Genomic DNA, 12432 nt, shown 5'->3' on the forward strand with positions numbered 1-12432 from the left:
CTGAACAGACTGAGAGCCGGCACACTACTCCTCTCCCGTGCTCAGCCTGCTTAAAGCGGCATCGGTTTTGCGCAGTCTCCCGCAGAGAGCGGTCATTATACGGCGCGACAAAACGTAGCTGTCTTTCATTATCTCGTCGAACTCATAGGGGGAAAGCACCAGCACCCGCGTTTCGCTGTCCGCCTGCAAGGTTGCTGTTCTTGTTTCGCCTGTGATATGCGCCATCTCGCCGAATATCTCCCCTGCCCCGACAACACCGACCTGCCTGCCGTCGATGATGATGCGCATACTGCCGTCCTCTATATAATATACGTCAAAGCTGGAATCGCCCTGTCTGAAGAGTATCTCTCCCTCTTTCAGAGTTCTGGTGAACTTCGAAAGGAGATGACTGTTCATCCGCATGAAAAGCGGCGATGGTTTTTCCAGTGAAAACAGCTTGTTAAGTATAAGGATATCCGCGCGGTAGCATACGAAAACAAACTGGGCACAGAAAAGATATATCATAAAAACGAAATATGCCCACACAAGAATTACGATAACAGACCCGACAATACCGTATGCCGTGCTGACGCTGAACAGATGAAACATACCGAAAGCCGCGAATTTTACTGCACCGTAAAGCACAAGAAACAGAACCGCACCCTTTGCAGCGCTTTTGTTATCCGGCTTTTTCACAGGTATATATTTAAAACTGGCGAATACCAGCAAAAAACTGAGAAATGCAGCAACTACGCTGGAAACAACCGAAATGGTATGAATAACCATTACCCCTGTGATATTAAAGAACGTAAGATACTCTATTATAAGCCCTTTCAGACCACTGAAAACCGACAGAAGAAGAACCAGCGCAAAAACTACGGGGAGTATAACAAACGCGATAACGTTCTCCATCAGGAAATTACGTTTATTCTCCGATGGAAAAATGACGAAAAACGCGCGCTGAATGGCAACCAGTATCAGTCTGCTCGACCACACAAGGTTAAGAAGACCGACTATCCCTAACGCGCTTCCTGCACTGCCTGATATCCCAAGGTCTTTAAACATCTGAGGCGAAATATTTTCATTGAAGGTATAAAGCAGATAGAACAGCTCTTCCGAAAAATTAGGATACTTAGAAAGGAATGTGTCAAATATATAAAACAGAAACAGCACCAGAGGGATGAGTGAAAGCAGCATATAATAAGCCGCAGCCGCCGCGTGATTGCGCAGTTCGTTACTGATAAAATAACTGTAGCTGAGTGTCAGCCTTTGAAAAAACGACAGGACGTGCCGTTCTATAACAGAATAAACTCCCGTCATCAGACCACTTTCACATGCCACGGTTCAAATCGCACGCCATATGGATTTTTTTCATCGTAGCGGATACGCATGTATCCCCCGTGGATAAGACTTGCATACTCTTTTGTGGTTGCGAAACGCTCTGTAAAATTGTCAGCACCCCAGTTGCGTATGCCAACGTCAAAATCACCCACCCCGTGGAATGAATAGCCAACCGGCGCAAGAGAACGGGAAGCCATAGAGAGGTTGCCTTTCGTCTGAACCGCTTTATTAAGAAACAGATAAAGCTGTTTTACGATACCCCTTATGCCGGATGTAAGCGTAAGGCTGCGCATGTCCTTCATTATTTTGTTATGGGTTGCGACCGCCTCTTTATATATGAAGTGTCCTGTACCGGGCATTTTAACTATTTCGTTTCTGTCTATGCTGTCTGTGAGGGAGGTCATCACTTTTTCACCGTAAAATCCGTAAACCGCCGCATCGCGGTTGAAAAGCTCCTCAACGTATTTCTGCTCACGGGCGTTAAGCCCCTGAAGTTTCGCTATACGCCCCATCAGCTTCAGCATATCGTCATAATTCAGTATGTTGAAGTTGGCGAAACCGACGTAGTTCATCACCGCCCGTATCTTCATATGGCATGAACGGATCATCGCATATTCCTGCGGCGACGCCATGAAATCGTCGGCAAAACTGCGGTCGAAATCCTTTATTTTATTAAAATAGTCTTTACTGAAAAATACACTGTCCTTAACCTCCGGTTCCGCGTTGAATTTATGCAGAATCTCCCCGAAAGCAGCAGCAGGAGATGCCGAGACGGCAGCTATGCAGGATATCCTTAAAAAATCCCTTCTTGACAGCATGGCGGGTCAGTCTCCGTTGTTCATTTTTATGTGTATGATACTGGATTTGATTGCCAAAGAAAAGAGAAAAGGAAAGGGCGCAGCGTCAATCTGCGCCCTGTGATATCAGAACTTATAGGAAGCAGTTACACCGAAACTCCAGATATGTCCGCCAGCAACAGCGGAAACATCCGCATCGTGCAGACCGGGTCTGGAATAGCTGTCGTCAAGGTTGTGGCTTGAGCCTGAATCTATTGTGACCTCGCTTATCAGTATGTACTGAACAACGGTATCAACTGTAACTTTTCCGAAATTAAGACCAACGCCGCCTGAGAAGACGTGTTTGTCAGAGTCCGGCCAGAGAACGTCGAAGGTGTCTTCGGGGACAACTGTAGGGTCATAGTAGTAACCGGCTCTGAGAGCTACTTTGTCGTTAAGCAGATACTCTGCACCGACTCTGTACTGCCATGTGTCCTTCCAGTTCCTTTCGAAATACTCCTCATTCGCACCGGGAATAAATGTTGGATCAAGCTCTGACTGGAGCAGATAATCGTCCATATACACTGTGTAGGAACCGATGCGGCTCCAGAATGTGCGCACAATATCCGCCTCAACTTTGAACTTGGGAGTGACCTTGTATTCAAGCCCGAACTGAATTGAATCAGGGGTATCCACAGCCGTATCGGAGCCCAGATTCTCGTTTTTCCAGTATGCCATTTCCGGAGTTACTTCCGCATCGCCCTCAAGGTCGATGTTTGAATAACTGCGATAGGTTATACCGCCGGTAAGTTTGTCGGTGAATTTATAAAGAACGCCGAGGTTATAAGACCAGTTGAAGTTGTCCTCATATTCCATATCAATGTCAGCGCCGTCAAGCTCTGTGTATGCTGCCGCAAGAGCCGCGCCGACAGCGGGAGCCTGAGCAGAGGGAACCCCGTTCGCCTGTGCTACGCCTGCCATATATGTTGAGTTCTTCATCTTTTCGGGAACGTATCTTTTTCTTTCGTTGCCTGCCTTCGCCTTGCCGATGGAGATGCCTGCTCCGATAGAGAGTTTATCGTTCACTTTATAGGACAGAGAGGGTGTAACAACCTCTCTCATATACCATGAGTGGTATGTGTTGTACGCTGCCGGGTTTTCATTCGGATCCGCGTTCCATTTCAGGTCGAGACCGTAAGGAACATAGAAAGCAACGCCGAAAGTAAGTTTGTCGGTAATAGGGTGAACATAGCCCATGTGGGGCACGATGAGCAGATCGGCTTCGTCTTTGATGCCGTCCGCGCCGAATGAATCATCCGCAAGAGCACCGGATGTGTTTACCCTGTATTGTTTAATGGTAAGGTGCGGATCCACAAGGTGGGTACCAACAGAGAGCATTGGCTGTTGGATGTTTGACATAGCCGCGGGGTTGTAATACACGGCGAAGGGATCGTCGATCCCTGCTACCACCGCACCGCCCATCGACGTAGCCTTGGAGCCGATACCATATGTATCGACGTGTCCTGCAAAGGCGGAAAATGCCGATGAAAGAAGCAGTGCGGAAAATAATAAAATTTTTTTCATAAATCCTCCACAATAACGGTCAGAAGAGACTATTATATCGCAAAGGATTTATCAACAACAAAGTTTATAGATTAATTAAACAGAATAATTACTTAATATGCTAATAATTTAAGATGACTATGTTAAGTTTATGACATAAATATGTTTAAAGTTCCATGTCGCGTCCGTATACCGAATGGATAATTTCTCTCGCGGTTTCCTCAATGGATTTGTTGGTGGTGTTCACCATGTTCCATTTGCGGTTTTTGCGCACCAGTTCATAGCAGAACTCCACCTCTTCGAATATCTTGTTGATATTGTTGTAAGTGCTGGTGGTTCTGTAGTGTCTGAGACGCGCACTGCGCACCTTCTGCAAAACTTCCGGTTCCATCATAAGGATAACAATGCGGTTCTGGTCTATTTTGTATATCTCCTCACTGATGGGCACTTCGGGAACGAGGGGAACGTTGATAACCTTAAAGCCCTGCTGGGCAAGATAAAACGATGTCGGAGTCTTGGACGTTCTGGAAAGTCCGAGAATAACCAGATCCGCCTCGGCTATACCGCGCAGTGTCTTTCCGTCATCGTGGGTAAGTGTGAATTCCATAGCCTCGATACGCTTAAAATACTTTTCGTCCACTTTCCGCAGAACACCCGGCGTTTCCAGCGGAGTCTTGTTGAGATGCTGTGCGAGGGTGTCCAGAGAAGGACCCAGTATATCAATGAAAGGGAGTTCGTTCTCTTCACAAAACTGCCTGACAATGCTTCTGTTTACCGTTCCGACCATTGTGCAGGCGATAACCGAATTGTCTATCTTCGCATGTTCGAGAATTGAACGCAGCTGCACCTCCTCGTGCACCATGGAATAGACTGACAGTTTTATGTTAGGCTCGTTGAACTGCAGAAGGGCTGCCTTCATGATGTTAACGGCGCTCTGTCCTGTACCGTCGGATATTATATAGATTTTGTCAGACATTAAGCATCTCCATAAATTGTTCTTCGCCTATAACGGCAATTCCGAGCTTCTGTGCCTTTTCCAGTTTCGAACCGGATTTTTCACCGGCAATAAGATAATCAAGATTCTTTGAAACGGAGGAAAGCAGCTTACCGCCGTTGTCCTTTATAAGCTGATGGAAATATTCCCTCGGTCTGCTGAGGGTGCCTGTTACGAGGAAGGTTTTTCCGCCCAGCAAATCCGAAGCGTTCTCCGCCTTTTCATAGACAAACCTGAGACCTGCATTTTTCAGCCTGTTTATCAATGATATCACCCTTTCGGTACGAAATGCTTCAAAAATTGCTTTCGCCGTCTCTTCGCCAACGTCGTTTACGGCGACAAGCTCCTCAACGGATGCCTGCATGAGCGTGTCAATATCTCCGAAATGCTCCGCCAGAACCTGTGCCGTGCGCTCGCCGACGTGCTTTATCCCTATACCGAAAAGCACTTTGTCAAAAGGGCGTTTTTTGGATTCTTCAATGGCGCTTTTTAGATTCTCAACGGATTTTTCACCGAAACCGTCCCGTGTTTTAAGGAAATCGAAGTCAGTTTCATATATATCCGCTATATCGTGAATATGGCCGCCGTCAACCAGCATCTCCACCAGTGCCTCACCGAATCCCTGAATATCCATTGCCTTGCGGGATGCGAAATGCAGTATGGACAGCTTCACCCGCGCCGGACAGCTGATATTAGGGCATCTTGCGGACACGTCCTCTTCGTCCTTTTCAAGAGGGGTGCAGCAGACGGGGCAGGCAGTCGGATAGACTATTATCCGTTCGTCCCCTTTGCGCACGTCGGTAACAGCCATCACAACCTTGGGTATAACGTCCCCGCCCTTGCGTATGACTACCCTGTCGCCGATGAGAAGACCGAGACGTGCCACCTCGTCATAATTATGAAGAGTAGCGTTGGAAATAGTTGACCCCGCAAGAAAAACAGGTTCAAGTTTAGCAACGGGTGTGATTGTTCCCGTGCGCCCCACCTGAAAATCAACGTCGAGGAGTTTAGTGGTTGCCTCCTGAGAAGGGTATTTATATGCGGTAGCCCATTTCGGGGCTTTTACGGTTACGCCCAGAATGTCCTGAGCCTCTTTTGAGTCAACTTTTATAACTGCACCGTCAATATCGTATTCCAGTGATGTCCGAACGCTTCCGATGTATTCGACGTGCTCTCCGACCTCTTTGAAGTCCGTGCATCTCTTTATGAGGGGGTTCACGGGAAAATTCAGTGAACGCAGAAATTCGAGGTCTTCGTGGTGGCTCTTGCTGCCGCCGTGGTCAACGCCGTAAACGAAAATATCAAGCCCGCGGGCAGCGGCTATCCTGCTGTCCAGCAGTTTAAGCGAACCTGCGGCGCAGTTGCGCGGGTTTGCGAACAGTTTAAGTCCTTTCTCCGCCTGCTGGCGGTTGAGCCTTTCGAAAGCCTTCACAGGCATGTATATCTCGCCTCTGACGGTGAGTTTTTCCTGATAGTCTATTGATAGCGGCAGCGAAAGAACAGTCTTGGCATTATGGGTGACATCCTCGCCCACCACGCCGTCGCCGCGTGTGGCGGCACGGACAAGCACGCCGTTTTCATATGTGAGCACCACGGCAAGCCCGTCTATCTTGGGTTCAACAACGTAGTCCAGTTCGCGTTCCGCCTCTTTTTCCGCGGAATTTATGAAATGTTCAAGTTCCTCTTCGTTGTAAACGTTTGAGAGGGAGAGCATCTTCACATCATGGGTAACGCTTTCAAGTTCACTGACGGGTCTGTCGCCGACGCGCTGTGTAGGTGAGTCTGGTTTGATTATTGACGGGTCTTCGGTCTCCATGCACACAAGTTCGTTGTACAGCCTGTCGTATTCCGCATCGGAAACCAGAGGATTGTCCTCTGTATAATATTTTCTGCTGTACAGGTTCAGAAGGTCTACCAGTTCGTTGTAACGCATCTATTGTTTCTCGTATCGTCTTATTATGCTTCCTGCGGGGAGTGTCAGCCCTTTCAGGATACATTTTATACCTGGTTTGGTGAACTCCACAGGACTTCCGTTAGGTTCGGTTATTTTTCCTGTAAGAATATCCGTCTCCTCCATGTCCGGCGTGAGGACGCTGACTGCCTCATTCGGCGCAAATTTCGCTTTCGCCTCAATAAGCGTGCCGCCCTCCACAGGTTCAAGCACCTGCCCCAGATATTCACATCCGCGGATATAGTTTGAAGTGCCGTAGTTCATGGTATTATGGTCTGCATCTCCGTCATAAAAGGCTTCGGTATATTCCCTGTGGCTGACGCTTTGAAGCATACGAAACCATTCCTTGTCCGCGGTGTGGTCGCCTTCTGCGGCTCTGTCGATAGCCTTTCTGTACACCCCCGTCACAACGGAAACGTACATGACGCTCTTCATGCGCCCCTCTATTTTAAGGCTCTTAACGCCCGCATCCGCAAGTTCGCCTATACGGTCTATAAGGCACAAGTCCTTACTGTTATAGAAATAAGTGCCTCGCTCGTCCTCTTCAACGGGATAATACTGACCATCGCGGTTCTGCTCCACAAGGGCATAGTTCCATCGGCAGGACTGGGCGCAGTCCCCTGCGTTGGCATCCCTGCCTGTCATATAGTTGCTTATGAGACATCTGCCTGACATTGAGATGCACATTGCGCCGTGAACGAACGCCTCCACTTCGCAGGAGGTGTTTTTGCAGATATATTTTATCTCTTCGCCTGACAGTTCCCGCGCGAGTATAACCCGTTCCGCTCCCAGTTCATGCCAGAACTCAACGGCGGAAAGATTGGTCACGTTCGCCTGCGTACTTATGTGTATAGGGATGTTCGGCGCGTATTTTTTCGCATAGCGGAACACGCCGGGGTCGGAAACTATCACCGAATCCGGTTTAAGCTCCGAAAGCCGACCGAAATATTCTTTCAGACCGTCGAACTCGTTATTTTTCAGATACGCGTTGACGGTTACGTATCCTTTTTTTCCGCTCGAATGGAGAAACCTGAGAGCTTTCTCCATCTCTTCCGTATCAAAGTTGCCCGCCCGTGCGCGAAGCCCGAAGCCGTTTCCGGCGAAATAGACAGCATCCGCGCCGTACTGAACAGCCGCCTGTAGTTTTTCAAAACTTCCTGCCGGAGCGAGCAGTTCCGGTTTTTTCATCATTTCCTCTTCGCTGCGACGACAACACCGCCCGTAAGGGGCAGAACGCTGCACGCCGTCGTATTCTTTATATGTGCTATGAGTTCGCGCAGGGCAACGGTAGCCCCGGCGTAGCGCTTGGGTATCTCGCAGTCGGCATCAAAAACGTGCCCGTACATGAACATGTCGTCAAGCACGATAAAGCCGCCGTCGTTAAGCAGTTTTTCGGCATAATAGTAAGCAATCGGGTACTGCCGCTTCATGGAGTCTATGAATATCATGTCGAAACTCTCTTTGCAGTCACGCATATATTCAACCCCGTCGGCATTTATGAATTTTGTATCGGGAAATTCCTCGCAGATGCGCCGCGCCTGCTCCAGCCGCATTTCATTACGGTCTATGCAGGTCATTTCCGCACCGCCGGATCCTTTTGCCATATAATAGCTTGAAACGCCGATTCCGCAGCCTATTTCAAGTATCTTTGCGGGTCTCAGTGCCATCGTGAAGGTTTCCAGAAACTCGCCCACGTCCGGTTCAACGGAGGGTGTCTGGAACTTCACAGCCTCTTCGTGCAGAAACGGATACATTACTTCTGAACACCCTGAATCTTGTCCGGTGTAAGTCTTTCAGATATCTTCGCCGCATATTCCGCATCGATGGTTCCCATAGCTGAAATTATTTTTCCCGCTGTCATGGAGGGGAGCCTCTGGAAAAGCTGAACAGCCTTGTCCAGATCCATTTTAACTATGACCTGCGCGGCGTTTTTCGCTTTTGCGGAGCTGTAATCCTTTGCAAGTTTGTCGAGGTTTTTATCCTCCTGAACCTTTATCTCCTTCAGCCGCGACGTAACGGCATCCTGCATCTTGCGTATCTCTATCTCTTTCTGGATAAGGTTTTCTTCAAGCGCCTTAACCCTCTCCTCTTTAATTCTTATGTTTTTTTCACGCGTATCAAGATCTTTTTTTCTGGCATCAAGCTGCTTTGAAATAGCCTGAAGATCCGCCAGATTTTCCGCGTGTACCGATGCGAATGACAGCGCCGCAAAAAGCACGGCAGCAAACAGTTTATTCATCTCCTCTTCCGCTCCTTGAGACTGCAAGCTCGTCTATCAGCTTCATCTCTTCTTTGTTCAGGTACGACCTGAAATTTTCTATATGTTTCTCTTTCAGCTTTTCCATAACCTTGTGACGTTCGATTGAGTCCAGAACTTTTTTCTTCTGGATCTCCACCGCGGTTTCAAGCTGCTTTCTTGTTTTGATAAGGACAGACTTCTGATCGTTCAGTTTTTTTATATATTTATCGTAAAGAAGCATCATTGCGGCGGGCGCCGAATCGCTCTCCTCAACTTTCGAATCTATCTCTTTCTGAATCGCCATAATGGCGTTTCTGTTTTCCAGCAGTTTAGTATTCAGCGCGGACAGTTTTCCCTTTTCAATCTCTACAATGCGTTCCCTGTATTCAAGAACTTTTTGCAGTCTGAACTGTTTTTTCATGCGGTGCCGACTATTTTATTGATCATTTCCGCACTCTGCTCAAGGGAGAATGATTCGTTTATCCTCTGTTTAAGAAATCCGTTCATGTCGTTTATTTTCGCCAGCGATTCGTCGATTCTCGGGTTGCTGCCCTTAACGTATGCGCCGATATTGATAAGGTCTTCCGCTTCATTGTATGTAGCCAGAAGGTCCCGGAAACGTCCAGCGTTTTCATACTGATTTTCGGAGACTATCTCTTTCATAAGCCTGCTTGCGCTGTTGAGTACGTCTATGGCGGGATAGTGGTTCTTACCCGCCAGTGCACGGGAAAGCACTATGTGCCCGTCGATGATGGAGCGCACAGTGTCGCCTATGGGGTCGTTCATGTCGTCCGCCTCCACCAGAACGGTGTAAAGCCCTGTTATCGAACCGGGTCCTTTGCGGGTACCTGCACGTTCAAGCAGCTTAGGCAGCAGACCGAAAACTGAGGGGGTGTAACCTTTCGTGGTGGGAGGCTCGCCTACAGTAAGCCCTATTTCCCTCTGCGCCATGGCAAAACGGGTGACAGAGTCCATCATAAGCATAACGTTCAGTCCCTTGTCCCTGAAATATTCAGCTATTGCCGTCCCGACAAACGCGCCCAGTTTACGCACAAGTGCAGACTGGTCGGATGTCGCCACAACCACAACGCTGCGCTTGAGTCCCTCTTCGCCGAGGTCTCGCTCTATGAACTCCCGCACCTCCCGTCCACGCTCACCTATAAGGGCGATAACGTTAACGTCGGCGCTGGTATTTCTGGCTATCATACCGAGGGTTACGGATTTACCTACGCCGGAACCGGCGAAGATGCCCACCCTCTGCCCCATGCCCACTGTAATGAGATTGTCTATCGCTTTTATACCCGTTGCGATCGGATCTCTGATTATTTCACGCTCAAGCGCCTGCGGAGGGCTGTTATAGACGTTCACCAGTTCGAAATCCCTTATGGGACCTTTACCGTCAAGCGGATTGCCCAGACCGTCGAGCACTCTGCCCAGAAGTCCGTCGCACACTTTCACCGTGTTTCCGTAAGATTCGTTTGTGACGGGCGCTCCGGGTGCGATACCCTCGCTCTCCCCGTATGGCATAAGCACTATCCTGTCGTCTTTGAAGCCGACGATTTCAGCAAGTATCTCGTTGCCGCCGTATCCCTCAATCTTGCATCTAGTACCGATACCAAGAAGAGGTCCGTCCGCCTCGATAGTGAGACCGACAATCTTCGTAACCTTACCCTTTATCTGTATGGACGGTTTATGATCAACTGCCTTCAGGCGCGCTAAATTCTTCATGTATCCTTTCCACAAATTCGGCAAGCATCCGCTCAATGCAGAAGTTCAGCTCGCCGACATTGGTTTGAACTTTCAGACTGCCCTTAATGACGTTTCTGTCGGGCAAGGTTTCATAGTCGGGAAAAACGCTGTTCATAGCGTCCACATCGTCGGGATTTACCATAAAAATAACCTTTTCCATCTCTTTGAGCGCTTCAATGCTCCTTTTTGTGACGGAAATGACTATTTTATCATTTATTTTGCGTTCGGTACCTATAATATCCGCAACCATGGATGAAACTATGTCTGGAAGCTGTGCGTCGAGCTGACCCACGGCGTCCTTATAGATGCTGACCTGCTTGATGACATCGTTATAGGTAGCCTGCAATTTTGCCAGATAGTCCGCCTGCTGGGCTTCATATGCCTTTCTTGCCTTCTGCTCACCGTCAGCCTGACCTCGGACAAGTCCGTCTGTCATGCCTTTCTGATAAGCGTCGCGGCGCACCGCCTCAAGCTGTTCCTCGGTTATTGCCGGCTTCTCCGGTTCCGGTTCGGGCAAAGGTTCGACAACCTCTTCCGGTTCTTTATGAACGACCATCTCTTTCGGTTGATTATCGAATGATTCAGGCACGAATTTTTTTGACTGGACAACAGCATCCTGAACGACAACAGCCCTGTGCAGTTCCACGTCTTCATCGAAACTGCGGACGGTCAGTCCGACCTCGCCGGGGGTATATTCCATCTCCCCGATTTTATTATAGTCGTAATTTTTCTGCCCGCGCTCCACCTCTTCATAAACGGTGAAGTCATAGCTTCGCAGTCTTTTCGGGTTCAGGTTCTGGTCTTTGATTATTCTGGACATACGCTACCCCACACCCGCTGTTAAACGTACTGCTCTTCGTCGCCTCCGCCGATGCTGACGATTCCCTCTTCCTCAAGCTCGCGGACGATGGAAACAATCTCGTGCTGAGCCTTTTCCACCTCTTTCAGCTTAACGGGTCCCATGTATTCCATCTCCTCTTTCATGGTCTCAACTGCACGCTTGGACATATTCCGGAAGAAACGCTCCTGCATCTCCTCGTCGGTTCCTTTGAGAGCCATGGTGAGGGCTTTTTTGTCGGCTTTTTTCAGTATCTCCTGAAGGGCAACGTCGTTGAGAGCCTTGATGTCTTCGAAAACGAACATCATATCCCTGATTGCTGCGACAAGTTCGGGGCTTTCCTTCTCCAGTTTTTCCAGAGTGTTCTTGCTCGTGGTTCTGTCCATACGGTTGAATATCTCCGCAACGGATTTGACACCGCCGACCTCAACGTTATAGGAGGACAGCGATTCGAACCTCTCCTCAAGAACACGCGCAAGTGTTTTAACGACCGAAGGCGAAATATCCTGCAAATTGGAGATACGCAGGGTTATGTCCGCTTTCATCTCTTCGGGAAGCTGTGCCAGAGACTCCGCAGCCTGTGAAGGGTCAAGGTGCGCAAGGATAAGCGCAATCGTCTGAGGGTGCTCTGTCTGTATGAATTTTGCAAGCTGTTTCGGGTCTATCTTCGCAAGGAAGTCGAATCCCGATGACTGCTCCAGCATTTTTGTAAGTCTGTCGATGATCTTTCTGGCGCGTTCAGGTCCCAGTGATTTTACAAGAACACTCTTCGCATATTCCAGACCACCTTTTGCAATGAATTTTTTGGCGAGCATCATATTGTAGAAGTCTTCGATGTACTCGTCCATTTTTTCCGGAGAAACCACTCTTGTTGTGGCAATTTCCTTTGAAAGCTCGGCAACCTCATCTTCGTCCAGATGTGCCATAACGGGCGCAATAACTTCTTCGCCGAGTGCAATCATGATAGCGGCTGCCCGCTTGAGTCCTTCTTCAGACAGCATA

12 protein-coding genes are annotated in these 12432 nt (G+C 48.7%); all 12 read right to left on the bottom strand.

What is annotated here, in order from left to right; genetic code table 11:
- Positions 1-24: 24 nt before the first annotated feature.
- The 12 genes from Q7P67_RS06325 to fliG all read right to left on the bottom strand — a co-directional run bounded on the left by Q7P67_RS06325 (position 25) and on the right by fliG (position 12431).
- A complete protein-coding gene (locus Q7P67_RS06325) occupies positions 25-1299 on the bottom strand; it encodes a YhjD/YihY/BrkB family envelope integrity protein (RefSeq protein ID WP_303851098.1) in 1275 nt (424 codons plus the stop codon).
- The gene (locus Q7P67_RS06330; RefSeq protein WP_303851099.1) at positions 1299-2138 is read right to left on the bottom strand and encodes a M15 family metallopeptidase; all 840 of its coding nucleotides are present in this window, start codon (positions 2136-2138) and stop codon (positions 1299-1301) included. The genes Q7P67_RS06325 and Q7P67_RS06330 overlap by 1 nt, the downstream gene beginning before the upstream one ends.
- A 105-nt stretch (positions 2139-2243) precedes the next feature.
- Positions 2244-3680, bottom strand: a complete 1437-nt coding sequence (locus Q7P67_RS06335) for an OmpP1/FadL family transporter (RefSeq protein WP_303851100.1) — start codon at positions 3678-3680, stop codon at positions 2244-2246.
- A 145-nt stretch (positions 3681-3825) separates the two neighbouring features.
- Positions 3826-4635 carry a pyruvate, water dikinase regulatory protein gene (locus tag Q7P67_RS06340; RefSeq protein WP_303851101.1) on the bottom strand — a complete coding sequence of 270 codons (810 nt, stop codon included), beginning with the start codon at positions 4633-4635 and terminating at the stop codon, positions 3826-3828.
- The gene (gene ligA / locus Q7P67_RS06345) at positions 4628-6586 is read right to left on the bottom strand and encodes an NAD-dependent DNA ligase LigA (RefSeq protein WP_303851102.1); all 1959 of its coding nucleotides are present in this window, start codon (positions 6584-6586) and stop codon (positions 4628-4630) included. The genes Q7P67_RS06340 and ligA overlap by 8 nt, the downstream gene beginning before the upstream one ends.
- A complete protein-coding gene (locus Q7P67_RS06350; protein ID WP_303851103.1) occupies positions 6587-7792 on the bottom strand; it encodes a U32 family peptidase C-terminal domain-containing protein in 1206 nt (401 codons plus the stop codon).
- Positions 7792-8358 carry an O-methyltransferase gene (locus Q7P67_RS06355; RefSeq protein ID WP_303851105.1) on the bottom strand — a complete coding sequence of 189 codons (567 nt, stop codon included), beginning with the start codon at positions 8356-8358 and terminating at the stop codon, positions 7792-7794. Before Q7P67_RS06355 ends, Q7P67_RS06350 begins: the two co-directional genes overlap by 1 nt.
- Positions 8358-8843 (bottom strand): MotE family protein, encoded by a 486-nt coding sequence (locus Q7P67_RS06360; RefSeq protein WP_303851106.1) that lies wholly within the window; start codon positions 8841-8843, stop codon positions 8358-8360. Before Q7P67_RS06360 ends, Q7P67_RS06355 begins: the two co-directional genes overlap by 1 nt.
- Positions 8836-9264 (bottom strand): flagellar export protein FliJ, encoded by a 429-nt coding sequence (locus Q7P67_RS06365; RefSeq protein WP_303851107.1) that lies wholly within the window; start codon positions 9262-9264, stop codon positions 8836-8838. The genes Q7P67_RS06360 and Q7P67_RS06365 overlap by 8 nt, the downstream gene beginning before the upstream one ends.
- Positions 9261-10571 (bottom strand): flagellar protein export ATPase FliI, encoded by a 1311-nt coding sequence (fliI, locus tag Q7P67_RS06370; RefSeq protein ID WP_303851108.1) that lies wholly within the window; start codon positions 10569-10571, stop codon positions 9261-9263. Before fliI ends, Q7P67_RS06365 begins: the two co-directional genes overlap by 4 nt.
- Complete coding sequence (locus Q7P67_RS06375; RefSeq protein WP_303851109.1) at positions 10540-11412, bottom strand: FliH/SctL family protein; 873 nt, start codon at positions 11410-11412, stop codon at positions 10540-10542. Before Q7P67_RS06375 ends, fliI begins: the two co-directional genes overlap by 32 nt.
- A gap of 20 nt (positions 11413-11432) precedes the next feature.
- Positions 11433-12431, bottom strand: coding sequence for a flagellar motor switch protein FliG (gene fliG / locus Q7P67_RS06380; RefSeq protein ID WP_303851110.1), 999 nt, complete (start codon positions 12429-12431; stop codon positions 11433-11435).
- Position 12432 lies beyond the last annotated feature (1 nt).

This window comes from Seleniivibrio woodruffii (assembly GCF_029267515.1).
GTDB lineage: Bacteria > Chrysiogenota > Deferribacteres > Deferribacterales > Geovibrionaceae > Seleniivibrio > Seleniivibrio woodruffii_A.